Genomic DNA, 15,764 nt, shown 5'->3' with positions numbered 1-15,764 from the left:
CCCCGCCTCGGCGCCGGCGGGCCCCGCCAGGCCCGGTACGGCGGGCCCCGCCAGGCCCGGTACGGCGGCCGACGTCCGGGCCGGTGCGGCGCCCGGCGTCCGGCCCGGTGCGGACGCCGGCGTCGAGTCCGGCGCGACGGCCTCGATCCTGGCCGCCCTGCGCGTGGTGCTGCACGTGTCCTTCGCCGCCCTGCTGGCGGTGGGCCTGGTCCGCTCCGTGCTGTCCCCGGGCACCGCTGCGGCCGCCGTCTGGCCCGCTGCCTTCGCCCTGGCCGCCGTCTACCTGGCGGGCACCGTGGCCGAGCGGCGCCGCTGGGCGCGCCGGCGGCCGGTGCACCGGGGTGCGTCCCTGGCCTGGCTGGCCCTCGTGCTGCTGCTCTGGGGTGCCCTGGTGGCGCTGCACCCGGACTTCGCGTGGGTGGCGTTCCCGCTGTTCTTCGTGGTCCAGCACGTGCTGGCCGAGGCCACCGGCCGGCACTGGCCGGGCCCGCTGGCCGTGGCGGCGGTGACCGCCGTGGTGGTGCTGGCCTCCGCCCCGGGCCCGGACGGGCTGCGGCCGGCCGCGGTGATCGGCCCCTGCGTCGGCGCCGTGGTGGCCGTGGTGATGTACCAGGCCTACCGGGCCCTTCACGCCGAGTCCGAGCGGCAGCGCGCTCTGGCCTCCGAGCTGCTCGCCGCCCGCGCGGAGCTGGCCCGCACCGAGCACCGCTCCGGCGTGCTGGCCGAGCGCGAGCGCCTGGCCCGCGAGATCCACGACACCCTCACCCAGGGCCTGGCCTCCATCGTCCTGGTCTCCCGCGCCGCCGAGGACGCCCTCGATGCCGAGGACCCGGACCTGGCGCGCCGCCGCCTGCACACCGTGCGGGACACCGCAGCGGAGAACCTCGCCGAGTCCCGCCGCTTCGTGCGGGACCTGCGCGGGGACGGCGGCTCCCTGGTGGAGCAGCTCGACGCCGCCGTGCGCGGCTTCGCCCGCCGCCAGGCCGACGCCGGCACCCCCGTGGCCGCGGACCTGCAGGTGGAGGGGACCCCGGTGCCTGTGGCCGAGGCGGTGGAGTCCGCCCTGCTGCGCGCCGTCCAGTCCTCCCTGGCCAACGTCGGCCAGCACGCCGCCGCCGCCCGCTGCCGGGTGTCCGTGGCCTACCTGGACGGGGAGGTCACCGTTGACGTCGCCGACGACGGCCGCGGCTTCGACCCCGAGGCCACCCGCCGTCCCGTAGCCCGGGAGAGGGGACGGTCCGTGGCCGGCTCCGGCGTCCGGCCCGCTTCGGCGGGCACGGCCGGGGAGGAAGACGACGACGACGGCACGGGCGAGTCCACCGGCGTCGGCCTGGCCGCGGTGCGCGAGCGCGTGGAGGCCGTCGGCGGACGCGTGGCGGTGGAGTCCACGCCGGGGGAGGGGACGGTGGTGGCGATGACGGTGCCCGTGGCCGGCCGCAGTGAGACAGCGAAGGAGAACGGATGACCCTGGCCGTGATGCTCGTGGACGACCACCCGGTGGTGCGCGCCGGCGTGCGCGCCGTGCTCGAGGCGCACCCGGACCTCACCGTGGTGGCCGAGGCCGGCGACGGCGCCGAGGCGCTGCGCGTGCTCGAGGGGTTGGCAGCGGGAGCCGGTGGGGGCGGGGGCGCCGACGCAGACGTGGGCGGTGCCGGTGTGGACAGCGGTGCCGGTCTGGACGGGGGTGCCGGCGGGCTGCCGGACGTGGTGCTCATGGACCTGCAGATGGGCGAAGGCATGGACGGCGTGGCCGCCACCCGTGCGGTGCGGGCCGCCCACCCGGGGCTGCCGGTGCTGATCCTGACGACCTTCGACACCGAGGCGGACATCCTCGCCGCCCTGGACGCCGGGGCCTCCGGCTACCTGCTCAAGGACGCGAGCTCGGAGGAGATCGCCGCCGCCGTCCGCCGGGCGGCCGCGGGCCAGCGGGCGCTGGCACCCGGGGTGGCCGAGCGGCTCATGGGCCGGATGGCCGGAGGCACCGAGGTGCTCACGGCGCGCGAGATCGAGCTGCTCGAGCTCATCGCCCAGGGCGTCAGCAACAAGGCCGCGGCCAAGGAGCTGTTCATCTCCGAGGCCACCGTGAAGACCCACCTGGTGCACGTGTTCCAGAAGCTCGGCGTCGGCTCGCGGACCGAGGCGGTGGCCGAGGCACGGAGGCGACGGATCATCCGGGGCTGAGCAGCCGTCGTCGGGACGCGCCCTCCCGGGAAGGAGCGGCGAGCGGCCCGGGGAAGGGGCGGGGCCGTCGTCGGGAACCGGCTGCGTCAGCGGCGGCGTCGGACCGCCCAGGTGATCATGGCGGCGGCCACGAACGCGGTGCCGATCAGCGCGGTGACGCCGCCGACGCCCACGTCCCCGCGGCCGATGCCGAACAGGCGCAGCGAGAAGGCGCCGATCAGGGCGCACACGAACCACACCATCATGAACGTGTACGCCGTGCGCAGGCCGGGGCCGGCCTGGGCGGTCGGACGGGTCGGGCGACGCGGGTCGCCGGAGCGGTCGTCGTCGTGGGGCAGGCCGGGCATCGTCATGTCCACCACCCTACGGGTGCCCCGCCCGGCCGGGGGAAGACGTCCGGGGCGGGCGGACGGCGGGCGGGGGTGTGCGGCGCCACGTAGTCTGGGGGACGTGAAGATCCTCGTGCTTGGCAACGGCGGCCGCGAACATGCCCTGATCCGCACCCTGGCCCGTGACCCGGAGGTGACGCAGCTGCACGTCGCGCCCGGCAACGTCGGGATGGCGGACCAGGCCACGCTGCACTCCGTGGACGCCTCGGACGGCGCCGCCGTGGTGGCGCTCGCCGGCCAGGTGAAGGCCGACCTCGTGGTTGTCGGCCCCGAGGCCCCGCTCGCCGCCGGCGTCTCCGACGCGTTGCGCGAGGCCGGCGTCGCCGTCTTCGGCCCCTCCCGCGCCGCCGCGCAGCTGGAGGCCTCCAAGGCCTTCGCCAAGGAGGTCATGGCCGCCGCCTCCGTGCCCACCGCCGGCTCCCGCGTCTGCACGCATGCCGAGCAGGCCGCCGCCGCGCTGGACGAGTTCGGCGCCCCGCATGTGGTGAAGGACGACGGCCTGGCCGCCGGCAAGGGCGTGGTGGTCACCGCCGACCGCGCCGAGGCCCTGGCCCACGCCGAGTCCTGCTTCGCCGCCGGCGGCTCCGTGGTGATCGAGCAGTACCTGGACGGCCCCGAGGTCTCCCTGTTCGTGCTCTGTGACGGCGAGAACGCGGTGCCGCTGACCCCGGCCCAGGACTTCAAGCGCATCTTCGACGGGGACGAGGGCCCCAACACCGGCGGCATGGGCGCCTACACCCCGCTGCCCTGGCTGCCCGAGGGCTTCGTGGACGAGGTCATGGAGTCGGTGGCCCGCCCGGTGCTGGCGGAGATGACGAGGCGCGGCACCCCGTTCTCCGGCGTGCTCTACTGCGGCCTGGCCGTGACGGCCCAGGGCGTGCAGGTCATCGAGTTCAACGTCCGCTTCGGCGACCCGGAGACCCAGGCCGTGCTCGCCCGCCTCCAGACCCCGCTCGGCCGGCTGCTGCTGGACGCCGCGAACGGCGAGCTCGGCGCGGACCGGACTCTCGAGTGGTCCGAGGACGTGGCCGTGGACGTGGTCATGGCCTCCGCCGGCTACCCGGCCTCCTCCTCCACGGGGGACATCATCACCGGCCTCGAGGCGGCCCGGGCGCTGGACGGCGTGGACGTGCTGCACGCCGGCACGGGCGTGGGCGACGCCCCGGACGCGGTGGTGACGGCCGGTGGCCGGGTGCTGGCCGTCGTCGGGCGCGGGAAGGACCTGGCCGAGGCGAGGGCGCGGGCCTACGCCGGCGTGGACGCCATCGACTTCGAGGGTGCCCAGTGGCGCGCGGACATCGCGCTCAAGGCCGAGCGCGGGCAGATCGCGGTGCCGGGTGCCGGCGCCGCGGGTACGGAGAAGGAGGGCCAGGCGTGAGCGAGCGCATCGGATTCGCCGGGGCGGAGGCCCTTCAGCTGCCGGGCTGGCGGCACGTGTACTCCGGCAAGGTGCGGGATCTGTACGAGCCGGCCGATGCCGCCCCGGGCGAGTCGGACACCCTGCTGGTGGTGGCCTCGGACCGGATCAGCGCCTACGACGTCGTCCTCGAGCCGCCGATCCCGGACAAGGGCGCCGTGCTGACCCAGCTGAGCCTGTGGTGGTTCGAGCAGCTCGCCGGCACCGTGGAGAACCACGTGGTCTCCACGGACGTGCCGGAGCAGGTGGCCGGGCGGGCCATGGTGGTCAAGCGGCTGGACATGTTCCCGGTCGAGTGCATCGCCCGCGGGTATCTGACCGGCTCCGGCCTGGCGGAGTACCGGGAGTCCGGGACCGTGACGGGGCTGCCGCTGCCGGAGGGGCTCGTGGACGGATCGAAGCTGGAGTCGGCGATCTTCACCCCCTCGGCGAAGGCCGAGGTGGGCGAGCACGATGAGAACATCACGTTCGCGCAGATGACCGAGCGCGTGGGCGCCGAGGCCGCCGCGGCGTTGCGGGACCTCACCCTGGACGTCTACACGAGGGCCGAGCAGATCGCCCGGGAGGCCGGGATCATCCTGGCGGACACCAAGGTGGAGTTCGGCACGGACCCGGTGAGCGGGGCGATCGTGCTGGGCGACGAGGTGCTCACCCCGGACTCCTCCCGCTTCTGGGACGCTGAGGACTACGAGCCCGGCCGCCCCCAGGCCAGCTTCGACAAGCAGTTCGTCCGCGACTGGCTCACGTCGGCAGAGTCCGGCTGGGACAAGTCCTCGGGTGAGCAGCCGCCGGCGTTGCCGGAGGACGTGGTGGCCAAGACCCGGGCCCGCTACGTGGAGGCCTACGAGAGGCTCACCGGCCGCCGCTTCGACGCCTGACCCCTGGCGTTTTCGTTCGGGAAACCGTCGCGTCCTGGGGTGCTTTCGTTCGGGAAACGGTCGCGTTGCGGGGTGCTTTCGTTCGGGAAACGGTCGAGTTCCAGGCGGGGAGGACCGTGTCTCGAGCAGGCCGCGCTGTACCCGTCAGCCACAGCGCGAGTCCGGCGCCCAGTCTGAGCTGCTGTACGGCAAGGCAAGATACCCGTCCACGGCAGCGCGGGCTCGGCCCCGGAAGGGGCCGAGCCCGCGCTGCCGTCTACAGGGATCTTCTCCGTTCCGGCTTCGGCCGTCCGTCCAGACCACGTCCGGAGGCGTTGAAAGCACGGCACGGTGAGAGGGAAGGCCACGGTGACCGGGCCGTCGTCGTGGTGGTCAGGCGGGCAGCGGGACGCGACATTCTTCCGAACGAAAGTGCCAGACAACCCGACCCTTTCCCGAACGAAAGCGCCTCGAAACGCGACGGTTTCCCGAACGAAAATGCCCCCGCCCCCGCTCCCGCTCCCGCCCGCCTGCACGCTGGGCCCGGCGCCGAGCCCTCAGTCCTCCTCGGAGACGAGCGAGTCCTCCCAGGCCTGGTGCAGCGCCGCGAAGCGGCCACCGGCGGCGATGAGCTCGGCGGGGGTGCCGTCCTCCACGATCTGCCCGTCGTGGACCACGAGCACGCGGTCCGCGATGTCCACGGTGGACAGGCGGTGCGCGATGATCAGCGCCGTCCGGTTGCCCAGCAGCCGCTCCAGGCCCTGCTGCACCAGCCGCTCGGAGGGCAGGTCCAGGGAGCTGGTGGCCTCGTCCAGGATCAGCACCGCCGGGTCCGCCAGGAACGCGCGGGCGAAGGACACCAGCTGACGCTGGCCCGCCGAGAGCCGGCCGCCGCGCTTGGACACATCCGTGTCATACCCCTCCGGCAGCTCCAGGATGAACTCGTGCGCACCCACCGCGCGGGCCGCGGCCTGGATCTCCTCCAGGCTGGCGTCCGGACGGCCCAGGGCGATGTTCTCCGCGATGCTCCCGGAGAACAGGAACGCCTCCTGCGTCACCATCACCACGTTGCGGCGCAGGTCCTGCTGGGACAGCTGACTGAGCTCCACCCCGTCCAGGGTCAGGGAGCCGGAGGAGAGGTCGTAGAACCGGGCGATCAGCTTCACCAGCGTGGACTTGCCCGCCCCGGTCTGCCCGACGACGGCCACCGTCTGTCCGGCGGGCACCGTCAGGTCGAAGCGGCTCAGCACCGTCTTCTCCGGGCCGTAGCCGAAGACCGCGTCCGAGAACTCGATGCGGCCGGAGGCCACGCCCTCGCCGGCCTTCGCAGCGCCCGGCAGCAGGGCGGGCTCTGCGGCCTCCACCACGGTGGGCTCCTCCTCGAGCAGGCCGGAGACCTTCTCCAGGGCGGCCGTGGCGGACTGCAGCGAGGAGTAGAACATCGCCAGCATCTCCATGGGCTGGAACACGCGGCGGCCGGCCAGCAGCAGCGCCACCAGCACGCCCACGGCCAGCTGGCCGTCCAGCACGCGGAAGCCGCCCACGATCAGCATGGCCACCACGGTCATGTTGCCGATCGCCACCAGGGCGGTCTGCAGGATGCCGAAGTAGTTCAGGGACTCGACCATGTCATTGCGGTAGTCCGTGGCCAGGCGTGTGTACGTGGCGTCGTTGGCGCGCTGGCGGCGGAAGGCCTGCACGGCGCGCATGCCGGTCATGGTCTCCACGAAGTGCACGATCGACTTCGCCGAGCTCACGCGGGAGCGGCGGTACACGTCCTCCGAGGCCTTCTGGTACCAGCGCACCAGGATCAGCACCGGGACGAACGCGATGCAGAGGATGAGGAAGCCGATCGGGTCCAGGATGAGGATCGAGACGGCCGTGAACACCATGAACACCGTGCCGGAGACCAGCGAGGCGACGCCCTGGTCCAACAGCTCGCGCAGGGTCTCCAGGTCCGAGGTCTGGCGGGAGATCACGCGGCCCGAGGTGTACTTCTCGTGGAAGGACAGGGACAGGCGCTGGGTGTGCCGGAACACGCGCAGGCGCAGGTTCAGCAGCATCTGCTGGGACGCCCGGGCAGTCAGCCACAGGTAGCCGCCGAGCAGGCCGCCGGCCAGCAGTGCGGCGCCCACATAGGCGCCGCCGACCAGCAGCACGGTCGGCAGCGGGGACTGCCCGGCCTCCACGGCGCCGACCACCTGCGGCAGACCCCAGTCGATGGCCCAGGCGATGATCAGCGGCAGCGCCGCACGGGCGGCGTTGGACACGATCACCAGCACCATCACGAGCGCCAGCTGGCCCTTCACCGGGCCGGCGAGCTCGCGCAGCAGCCGCCACGAACGGCGGCGGACGTGGCGGCGCTCCTCCGCCGAGTACTCGAGGATGTCCTCGGCACGGACGCCGCGGACGCGGTCCGCCACCGACGCGCCGGTGCCGTCTGCCGACGCGCCGGTGCCGCCTGCGGCCACGCCGGCCGCGCCTGCCGACGCTCCGGCCTCGCCGGCGGACGGATCCTGCACGGCCGGGCCCTGCGCGGCGTGCTTCGGGGTGCGCTCCTGCGCGGAGCGGCTCCGGATGCTCATGCGCGCGCCTCCTCGGCCTCGGCGTTGCTGATGATGTCCCGGTAGGCGGCAGAGCGTGCGAGCAGCTCCAGGTGGGTGCCCACGTCCACGATCCGCCCGTCCGCCATCACGGCCACGCGGTCCGCCAGGGCCACGGTGGAGGGGCGGTGGGCCACCACCAGCGTGGTGGTGTCCGCGAGGACCTCGCGCAGGCGTTGGGTGACGGCCTCCTCGGTGCGCACGTCGAGGGCGGACAGCGGGTCGTCCAGCACGAGCACCTTGGGCTGCGCGGCGATCGCACGGGCCAGGGCCAGACGCTGGCGCTGGCCGCCGGAGAGGGACAGGCCCTCCTCACCGATCTCCGTGTCCAGGCCGTCGGGCAGGGCACGGGCGAAGCCGGCCTGGGCGGTGTCCAGGGCCATGTCCAGCAGCTGCTGGGCCTTCTCCTCGTCGGCGAGCACGTCTGCGGGGGCGCCCAGCAGCACGTTGTTGCGGACGGTGTCCGAGAAGAGCGTGGGCTCCTCGAAGGCCACGGCCACGCGGCGGCGCAGCTCCTCGAGCGGGAAGTCGCGGACGTCCGCGCCGTCCACCTCCACGCGGCCGGAGGTGGCTTCGTAGAGGCGGGGGACCAGCTGCAGCAGGGTCGACTTCCCGGAGCCGGTGGTGCCCACCAGTGCCATGGTCTCGCCGGGGATGAGTTCGAGGTCCACGCCGCGCAGCAGGGGCGCGGTGCCCTCCGCGGCGTCCGGGTAGCGGAACTCCACGTCACGGAAGGCCAGGCCCCCGGCGGACGGGGGCAGCACGGGGAGGGCGCCGGAGGGCGGGGCCATCTCGTCCGCGTCGCCGTCCAGGCGGGTGGCACCGAGGGAGGCGGCCTCCTCCGGGTCCGTGCCGGCGGGGGAGGTGATCGCGGGACGCACGGAGATGACGTCGAGGTGACGGTCGATCGCGGTCTTGGCGGACAGGGTCATGCCGAGCAGCTGGCCCACGGACTCCACGGGGCGGGCGAGCACGGCGGTCGTCGCGAAGAAGGCGGCGAGGGCGCCGACCATCATCTGGCCGGTGGCCACCAGGTACACGCCCCAGGCCAGGCCGACGCCCAGGACGACCTCGGGCAGGGCCACCACCATCGCCACGAAGGAGGCGAGCAGGCCGGCCTTGCGGACCTCGGTGTCCTGCAGGGTGGACGCCTGGGTGCGGAAGCCCTCCAGGGCGGTGGTGCCGCGGCCGAAGGCCTTCAGGATGCGGATGCCGTGGACGGACTCCTCCACGGTGGTGGCGAGGTCGCCGGCCTGGTCCTGGGACAGGCGGGAGACGGTGCGGAAGTCGTTGCGGAAGGAGAAGGACCGGATGATGATCGGCACGGCCGCCACCAGGTACAGGAGCGCGAGCTGCCAGGAGAGCGTGAAGAGCAGGGCCACGCCCACCACGATCACCAGCGAGTCCACCACGAACATCACCGAGCCGAACGCGATCCAGCGGCGCACCAGGCCCAGGTCCGCCTGCGCGCGGGAGAGCAGCTGGCCGGAGGGCCAGGCGTCGTGGAAGGCGACGGGCAGGCGCTGCAGACGGCGGTAGAGGCCGATGCGTGCCCGGTTCTCCACGTCCGAGGCCGGCGGCAGGATGAACACGCGGCGCAGCCACACGAACAGCGCCTCGGCCAGGCCGAGGACGAGCAGGACCACACCGGCCCACACCACGGAGGAACGCCCGCCCGAGCCGTCGGCGGAGAACACGTTGTTCACCAGGACCTGGATGACCTGGGGGATGGCGAGGGCGGCGAGCCCGGAGAGCAGGGCGGCCAGCAGCCCGCACACCCAGCGCCAGAGGACGCCGTCGAGGTACGGCCGCAGGCCCTGCACGGACTCCCGCAGTGTGCGGGGGGTGGAGGCGGCGCTGGGAGACACCCGAGAAGTCTACGGGACGGCGCCCGACGGATGGCCTGCGTCCCGACGACGGCCGCGCACCGCCGCCTGTCCGCGCGCCTCAGGCGCGGGGGACCAGGTCCAGGACGACGGCCTCGGGGCGGCAGGCCACCCGGACCGGCATGGCCGGGGCCGCGCCGATGCCGGCGGAGACCTCGAGCGGGACGGTGCGGCCGGCGGCCGTCCAGGAGGACAGCCCGGAGGCCTGCGCGCGCGGCAGGTCGCAGTTCGTCACCAGTGCCCCGTAGAACGGCAGGCACACCTGGCCGCCGTGGGTGTGGCCTGCCAGGACGAGGTCGGCGCCGTCGGCCACCATCGCGTCCAGGACACGGCGGTAGGGGGCGTGGGTGACGCCGAGGGTGAGGATCTGCTCGCGCGGTGCTCGTGTGGGGGCGGTGAAGCCGCGCCAGTCGTCGAAGCCCAGGTGCGGGTCGTCGGTGCCGCCGGCCAGGATCTCGACGGCGGCGCCGTCGCCTCCGGCGGTGAGGGTCGCCGAGCGGTTGGTCAGATCCACCCAGCCGCGGGACCGGAACGCCCGGAACAGGTCCTCGGTCTGCAGGCGGCGGGGCTGGTGCTTCAGCGGCTTCGACGGTCCGGCGAAGTAGCGGAACGGGTTGGCCGGCTTCGGGGCGAAGTAGTCGTTGGAGCCGGGCACGAAGACGCCGGGGACGTCCAGCAGCCGGCCGAGGGCGTCGAGCAGCGGCGCGATCGAGTGGTCCGAGGCGATGTTGTCTCCCGTGTTGACCACGAGGTCCGGTTCGAGGTCCGCGAGTGTCTGCAGCCAGGCCAGCTTGCGCCGGTGGAACGGCAGCAGGTGGATGTCGGACAGGTGCAGCACCCGCAGGGGCGCCGCGTCCGCCGGCAGGGCGGGGACGGTGTGGCGGCTGATCCGGTAGGCGCTGGCCTCGGCCAGGCCCCAGGCCGCGCCCGCCGCACCCAGGCCGGCCGCGGCCGCACCGGCCGTCAGGGCGGCGCGCACGGGACGGGACGGGGCCATCGGCTCAGTCCTCCGACGAGTAGGGCTGCGGACCCGGGCGGTCGATGTCCTCGAAGTAGAAGTCCTTGCCGTGCGGGTGGCTGCCCTCGGTGCCGTAGTCGGAGAACCGCGGGCCGTCCCATTCCGGCAGCTTCCCGGCCTCGTACTCGCTGTGTTCGTTGGCCTGCTCCATGTAGTCCAGCCACATGGGGCCTGAGATCTCGGTGCCGTAGAAGTTGTTGCGCTTGATGCCGTTGATGGTCTCGCCGGCGAGGGTCTTCTGGTTGGTCCAGCGGCCCACCCACGAGGCGGTGGTCAGCTTGTCCGTGTAGCCCACGAACCAGGTCGAGGACATGTTGTTGTTGGTGCCGGTCTTGCCGGCGGCCGGGAAGGGCCGGTCCTCATCCGAGAAGATGTTCTTGTCCGTGATGGCCTGCAGGACCGGCGAGATCTGGTGCACGTCGTCCTTGTCCAGGACCTGCTTGCAGTCCGGTTCCGGCACGGGGTACTCGTTGCCGGCGGTGTCGGTGACCTCGAGCAGGGCGCGCGGCTCGCAGTACAGGCCCTCGGCGGCGATCGCGTTGTAGGCACGGGCCAGGGACATCGGGGCCATGGAGTCCGCGCCGAGCACGAAGGAGGGGTTGTCCGGGGAGATGGGGAGGCTGTCCACGGCGCGGCGCAGGCCGAGCTCGGTCATCAGCGAGGTGATGTCGCAGAGGTCCAGATGGTAGGCGGCGGCGACGGTCGGGGTGTTGACGGACCAGAACAGGCCCTCGTCGATGCGGTCGCGCTTCTTGAGCCCGCCGATCACGTTGTTGATGTCCCAGGTGGAGCCGTTCTGCACCACGTAGCCGCCGTCGCGGCAGGAGGCGGCGAAGCGGGTGCCGGTCGGGTAGGTGTCCACGCTGGCGTCCACGGTGTCGATCAACTTGCCGCCGTTGCGCATCCAGGTGAGGGCCACGAACGGCTTCAGGGTCGAGCCGCTCTGGAAGCCCTCACCGCCGCCCCATTCCTTGTCCACGTTGAAGTTCAGGATGGTCTTGCCCTTCTCGTTCTCCTGCAGGGAGTAGTCGGTGTTCTGGGCCATGACCTTGATGTCGCCGGTGCCCGGCTCGAGGGAGAGCAGGGAGGCGCCGACGCCGTCGGACTCGTCGTTGGGGACCTGTCCGGCGATGGATTTCTGGGCCTCCTCCTGGAGCTTGGAGTCCATTGTGGTGCGGATGGTGAGGCCGCCGCGGTCCAGCAGGGCCTGACGGGACTTCACGTCCGGGCCGAAGGCCGGGTTGGCCAGGACCTGGCGCTCGACGTAGTCGCAGAAGTACTTGCCGAAGTCGGCGGCCAGGCATCCGGTCGGCGGGGCCTCCATCACCACGTCGAGGGGCTGCTCGACGGCGTGGTCGTACTCCTCCTGGGTGATCTTGTCGTTGCGCAGCATGGCACGGAGCACGGTGTTGCGGCGCTTCTTGGTGCCCTCCGGATTGCGGACGGGGTGGTAGCCGGTGGGGGACTGCACCATGCCGGCGAGGGTCGCGGACTCCCAGATCTCCAGGTCCTTCGCGGACTTGCCGAAGACGTACTGGGCGGCGGCCTCGACGCCGTAGGCGCGGCCAGAGAAGAGGACGAGGTTGAGGTAGCCGTTGAGGATCTCGTCCTTGGTCATCTGCTCCTCGACCGCGATCGCGAGCTTCATCTCCTTGACCTTGTCCGAGACCTTCTTCTTGCCGGACAGGGTGAGGCGCGAGTCGCCGCGCAGGACCTGCGCGTTGATGAGCATGTTGTTGACGTACTGCTGCGTCAGGGTGGAGGCGCCCTGCGTGGAGTCTGAGGTCGCGTTGTTGACCATGGCGCGGGCGAGGCCGCGGGCGTCCACGCCGTCGTGCGAGTAGAAGCGCTCGTCCTCGATGGACACGATCGCGTCCTTCATGGACTGGGCGATCTCGTCGAACGGGACCGGCGTGCGGTTCTCCTCGTAGAAGTTGGCGATGAGCTTGCCGTCCGCGGTCACGATCTTGGACGGCACCGCGACCGGCTCGTCCGGCAGCTCGTCCGGCAGGTCGTTCAGCATCGCGGCGCCGGCGTTGGCGCCGGCGCCCACGAACGCCGCTCCGGGCAGCAACAGGCCGGCCACGATCAGGCCCGCCAGGGCGGAGAGGCCGAGGAACCTCAGCATGCGGCCGACGGGCGTGACGGAGTCAGAGGAGGGGGACTTGCGCGGCGCCATGCCCGGAAGTGTACCGGGGCCGCCTGGAAGGGGAGGGCAGGAGGCGGTCGCCGTGGGTAGGGTGGCCCCATGACCGAGCAGACTCGTTGGGAATACGCCACCGTCCCCCTCCTGATCCACGCGACCAAGCAGATCCTCGACCAGTGGGGCGAGGACGGCTGGGAGCTGGTCACCGTGATCCCGGGCCCCGAGGGCTCGAATCCGGTGGCCTACCTCAAGCGTCCGAAGGGGGCCTGACCCGTGGCCGCCGCACAGGCCTCCGGCTGGGGCGAGGGAGCTGTCGCCTCCCGCCTGGCCGAGCTGGGGATCGAGCGTCCGGACGTCGCCTCGGCGGTGGGCAGCTACCTGCCCGCACTGCAGGACGGCGACCTCGTCATGACCTCCGGGCAGCTGCCCTTCGTCTCCGGCTCCCTCGAGACCACCGGCAAGGTCGGTGCGGAGGTGGACCCGGGCACCGCGAACGCCCTGGCCCGCACCGCCGCGATCAACGCCGTCGCCGCCGTGCATGCGCTCGTCGGGGACCTGGACCGCGTCGAGCGCGTGGTGAAGGTCACCGGCTTCGTGTCCTCGGCCCCGGACTTCACCGCCCAGCCGGCCGTGGTCAACGGCGCCTCGGACGTGCTCGCCGAGATCTTCGGAGAGGCCGGCCGCCACGCCCGCTCCGCCGTGGGCGTGGCCGTGCTGCCGCTTGATGCCCCCGTCGAGGTGGAGATCACCGTCCGTGTCCGCTGACGGCGCCGCCGTCCCGCCCCCGGTCTCCGTGTCCGCCACGGCGTCCTCCGGCCCCGGGGAGGCGGCGCAGGCGGCGGCCCGCGCCGCGTCCCTGCGCGCCCATCCCGCGAACCGCCGCCCGGCCGCCCCGGTCGGCCACGTGCGTCCGGCCCCGCAGCGGCGGGCCGCGCCCGCGCGCATCCCGGTGCCGCGGAGCGAGGAGGAGGCGGCCCGGCAGTGGGCGGCCCAGGACCACCGTCACGTGCGTCCTGCTCGTCGGGCCGCCGCCGTCGCGGTGGTCAGGGATGGGCCGCAGGGCCCGGAGCTGCTGCTGCGTCATCGTCCGGGCCAGACGCCGCTGGGCGTCGTCGGGCTGCCCGGCGGGTCACTGACCGACCAGGACGCGGAGGCCTGCACCTGGTACGGGCCCTCGCCCCGGGCGTGGGCCCGTCGACTCGGCATGGCCGACCTGCGCAGTGCGCGGCAGCACGTGGTGGCCGCCGTCCGGGAGCTCTTCGAGGAGACCGGCCTGCTGCTGGTGGGGGAGCGTGAGGGGGACGTGGTCATGGACCCGGCCACCCCGCTGTGGGAGGAGGCCCGCACGTCTCTGGAGTCCGAGGGGTTCGGCCTGCCCGCCCAGCTCCAGCGGCGCGGGCTGGGGCTGCGTACCGACCTGCTGCGCCCCGTGGGCCGCTGGATCTCCCCGGACTTCCGTCACCGCCGCTTCGATGCGGTGGTCTTCGCCGCCGCCGTCCCGGCGGGACAGCAGGCCACCGTCCGACCCGCGAGGGGGCGGCGCGAGGAGGTGGCCGGGCTGCACGCCTGGGTGCCTGCGGCGTCCCTGATCGAGGGCCCCGTGGCCCTGCCCGGGCCGCCGGGGTGGCTGGGCGAGTCGGGCGTCGTGGAGGCCTGCGAGGTCACCGCGCCGCCGACCCTGATGCTCGCCCACCGGCTCGCGGAGGCCGGCTCCGCGGTCGCGTTCCTGCTCGGCCTCGCCGACGGGGCGGCGGACCGGCCCCTGCCGCGTTGGCGCATGGCTCCCGCCGGGGAGGACGCCGGTCGCCTCTGGATGCGCCCCACCACGGACTGAGCTCGGGCCGGTGCCGGGTCCGTCCCTCCGTGCGGCAGGAGGCCGTGACGACGACGGGCCGCTCACCCTGTCAGGTGAGCGGCCCGTCGTCGAGGGTCAGGGGTGTGTCAGCGTGAACGCTGGCGCAGGCGCTGGAGGTCGAGGACGACCACCGCGCGGTTCTCCAGGCGGATCCAGCCGCGGTGCACGAACTCGGCGAGGGCCTTGTTCACCGTCTCGCGGGAGGCGCCGACCAGCTGGGCCAGCTCCTCCTGGGTGAGGTCGTGGGCCACGAGCAGGCCGTCGGCGGCCGGCCGGCCGAAGCGGTCGGCCAGGTCCAGCAGGGCCTTGGCCACACGGCCCGGGACGTCGGAGAACACGAGGTCCGCGAGGGACTCGTTGGTCTTGGACAGGCGCTGGGCGAGGGCCTGCAGCAGCTGCAGGGACACGTCCGGGGAGGAGGCGATCGCGCGGCGCAGGTTCTCGTGGCGCAGGCCGGCCAGGCGGGTGGCGGACACCGCGGTGGCGGTGGCCGAGCGCGGGGCCGGGTTGAACAGGGCCATCTCGCCGAAGATCTCGCCGGGGCCGAGGACGGCCACCAGGTTCTCGCGGCCGTCCGAGGCGGTGCGGCCGAGCTTGATCTTGCCGGACATGATCACGTACAGCTGATCGCCCTGGTCGCCCTCGTGGAAAGCGGAGGCGCCGCGGGAGAGCTCCACCTCCGTCAGCTCAGAGGTCAGGGTTGCGAACACCTCGTCGTCCAGGTGCGCGAACAGGGGGGCCTTGCGAAGAACCTCAAGATCCATCGTACGGTGAGTCCTCTCAGTGATCACCCCCTGAGGCGAGGGTGGACCGGTCGTGTTCGGGCTGGGCACCATTGTGCCGCATCACACACGATCCTGCCGTTACCCTGACAGCCAGGGCAAGTGGCGCCCCGCGCGTCGGTGGCCGATCTGTTCCCCGCCGTCCCCCGTGACGGCTCGCAGACCGCCGCTCCTGCCCTGTCCCTCCCGTCCCTCGGCCTGGTGAGCCGGAAAGGAAACGACTGCATGCTCTTCGGAGTGACCTGGCTCGACGTGGTCCTGGTCGTCCTGCTGATCGTGGCCCTCGTCAAGGGCTACCACCGCGGCCTGTGGGTCGTGCTGGGCACGATGCTGGGCACGGTGGCGGGGGCGATCGGCGGGTTCTACCTGATCCCGTTCGTCGCCCGATGGGTCTCCGAGCCGACGCTCCGTGTGGTCGTGCTGGTGGTGGCCACCGTCCTGCTGATCTGGGCGGGCCAGCACATCGGAGTCGCCGTCGGGCGCAGAGTGCGCCTGCACGTGAACCTTCCTGCGCTGCGGCGCGCGGACCGGGTCCTCGGCTCCGTCGCCGCCCTGGCGGTCACGGTGCTGATCCTCGGTCTGATCTCCCTGTCCCTGAACTCGCTCGGCATGGCGCCGGTGACGAAGGAG

General features: G+C 73.1%; 14 protein-coding genes. 8 read left to right on the top strand and 6 right to left on the bottom strand.

All coding sequences use genetic code 11. The features are described 5' to 3' along the window. Positions 1–1,465 (top strand): sensor histidine kinase (locus tag MLY01S_RS10205; RefSeq protein WP_306301691.1); only part of this gene is annotated, 1,465 nt, incomplete at its 5' end. Continuing rightward, positions 1,462–2,181: a response regulator gene (locus MLY01S_RS10200; protein WP_067191734.1), complete on the top strand. Its 720-nt coding sequence runs from the start codon at positions 1,462–1,464 to the stop codon at positions 2,179–2,181. The genes MLY01S_RS10205 and MLY01S_RS10200, both read left to right, overlap by 4 nt. An 86-nt stretch (positions 2,182–2,267) precedes the next feature. On the opposite strand, the gene MLY01S_RS10195 is transcribed toward MLY01S_RS10200, so the two are convergent. Further along, positions 2,268–2,534 carry a hypothetical protein gene (locus tag MLY01S_RS10195; RefSeq protein WP_067191732.1) on the bottom strand — a complete coding sequence of 89 codons (267 nt, stop codon included), beginning with the start codon at positions 2,532–2,534 and terminating at the stop codon, positions 2,268–2,270. A 97-nt stretch (positions 2,535–2,631) separates the two neighbouring features. Here MLY01S_RS10195 and purD point away from each other — a divergent pair, with 97 nt between their 5' ends. Further along, the gene (gene purD / locus MLY01S_RS10190) at positions 2,632–3,948 is read left to right on the top strand and encodes a phosphoribosylamine--glycine ligase (protein WP_067191731.1); all 1,317 of its coding nucleotides are present in this window, start codon (positions 2,632–2,634) and stop codon (positions 3,946–3,948) included. Next, positions 3,945–4,865, top strand: coding sequence for a phosphoribosylaminoimidazolesuccinocarboxamide synthase (locus MLY01S_RS10185; protein WP_067191729.1), 921 nt, complete (start codon positions 3,945–3,947; stop codon positions 4,863–4,865). The genes purD and MLY01S_RS10185 overlap by 4 nt, the downstream gene beginning before the upstream one ends. Before the next feature lie 536 nt (positions 4,866–5,401). On the opposite strand, the gene MLY01S_RS10180 is transcribed toward MLY01S_RS10185, so the two are convergent. From MLY01S_RS10180 to MLY01S_RS10165, 4 genes are all read right to left on the bottom strand, one after another. Next, positions 5,402–7,429, bottom strand: a complete 2,028-nt coding sequence (locus MLY01S_RS10180) for an ABC transporter ATP-binding protein (RefSeq protein ID WP_082740109.1) — start codon at positions 7,427–7,429, stop codon at positions 5,402–5,404. Then, on the bottom strand, positions 7,426–9,315 hold the full coding sequence (locus MLY01S_RS10175) for an ABC transporter ATP-binding protein (RefSeq protein ID WP_067191728.1): 1,890 nt from the start codon (positions 9,313–9,315) through the stop codon (positions 7,426–7,428). Before MLY01S_RS10175 ends, MLY01S_RS10180 begins: the two co-directional genes overlap by 4 nt. A gap of 79 nt (positions 9,316–9,394) precedes the next feature. Beyond that, positions 9,395–10,330, bottom strand: a complete 936-nt coding sequence (locus tag MLY01S_RS10170; protein WP_067191726.1) for a metallophosphoesterase — start codon at positions 10,328–10,330, stop codon at positions 9,395–9,397. A gap of 4 nt (positions 10,331–10,334) precedes the next feature. Next, entirely contained in the window at positions 10,335–12,530 is a 2,196-nt protein-coding gene (locus MLY01S_RS10165; protein WP_067191724.1) for a transglycosylase domain-containing protein, read from the bottom strand. Between the two features lie 69 nt (positions 12,531–12,599). Here MLY01S_RS10165 and sp36 point away from each other — a divergent pair, with 69 nt between their 5' ends. From sp36 to MLY01S_RS10155, 3 genes are read left to right on the top strand one after another with little or no spacing between them, the layout of a single operon-like run. Continuing rightward, positions 12,600–12,767, top strand: a complete 168-nt coding sequence (gene sp36 / locus MLY01S_RS12485; RefSeq protein WP_088478673.1) for a Sp36 family protein — start codon at positions 12,600–12,602, stop codon at positions 12,765–12,767. Between the two features lie 3 nt (positions 12,768–12,770). Then, complete coding sequence (locus tag MLY01S_RS10160) at positions 12,771–13,262, top strand: RidA family protein (RefSeq protein ID WP_067191722.1); 492 nt, start codon at positions 12,771–12,773, stop codon at positions 13,260–13,262. Further along, a complete protein-coding gene (locus MLY01S_RS10155) occupies positions 13,252–14,331 on the top strand; it encodes an NUDIX hydrolase (protein WP_245232142.1) in 1,080 nt (359 codons plus the stop codon). Before MLY01S_RS10160 ends, MLY01S_RS10155 begins: the two co-directional genes overlap by 11 nt. Positions 14,332–14,438: 107 nt before the next feature. On the opposite strand, the gene MLY01S_RS10150 is transcribed toward MLY01S_RS10155, so the two are convergent. Continuing rightward, positions 14,439–15,116: a Crp/Fnr family transcriptional regulator gene (locus MLY01S_RS10150; protein WP_067191720.1), complete on the bottom strand. Its 678-nt coding sequence runs from the start codon at positions 15,114–15,116 to the stop codon at positions 14,439–14,441. 243 nt (positions 15,117–15,359) lie between these two features. Here MLY01S_RS10150 and MLY01S_RS10145 point away from each other — a divergent pair. After that, positions 15,360–15,764, top strand: a 405-nt coding sequence (locus tag MLY01S_RS10145; RefSeq protein ID WP_174520655.1) for a CvpA family protein, incomplete at its 3' end; no start/stop codon positions are given.

Origin of the sequence: Micrococcus lylae NBRC 15355, assembly GCF_001570885.1 — a bacterium.
GTDB lineage: Bacteria > Actinomycetota > Actinomycetes > Actinomycetales > Micrococcaceae > Micrococcus > Micrococcus lylae.
The sequence above is the reverse complement of the archived record's forward strand: the minus strand, read 5'-3'. Positions and strand labels throughout refer to the sequence as shown.

Coding starts and splice junctions, on each gene's coding strand:
- MLY01S_RS10200 (WP_067191734.1), top strand. CDS start 1,462: ATGACCCTGGCCGTGATGCTCGTGGACGACCACCCGGTGGTGCGCGCC.
- MLY01S_RS10195 (WP_067191732.1), bottom strand. CDS start 2,534: ATGACGATGCCCGGCCTGCCCCACGACGACGACCGCTCCGGCGACCCG.
- MLY01S_RS10180 (WP_082740109.1), bottom strand. CDS start 7,429: ATGAGCATCCGGAGCCGCTCCGCGCAGGAGCGCACCCCGAAGCACGCC.
- MLY01S_RS10170 (WP_067191726.1), bottom strand. CDS start 10,330: ATGGCCCCGTCCCGTCCCGTGCGCGCCGCCCTGACGGCCGGTGCGGCC.
- MLY01S_RS10165 (WP_067191724.1), bottom strand. CDS start 12,530: ATGGCGCCGCGCAAGTCCCCCTCCTCTGACTCCGTCACGCCCGTCGGC.
- sp36 (WP_088478673.1), top strand. CDS start 12,600: ATGACCGAGCAGACTCGTTGGGAATACGCCACCGTCCCCCTCCTGATC.
- MLY01S_RS10150 (WP_067191720.1), bottom strand. CDS start 15,116: ATGGATCTTGAGGTTCTTCGCAAGGCCCCCCTGTTCGCGCACCTGGAC.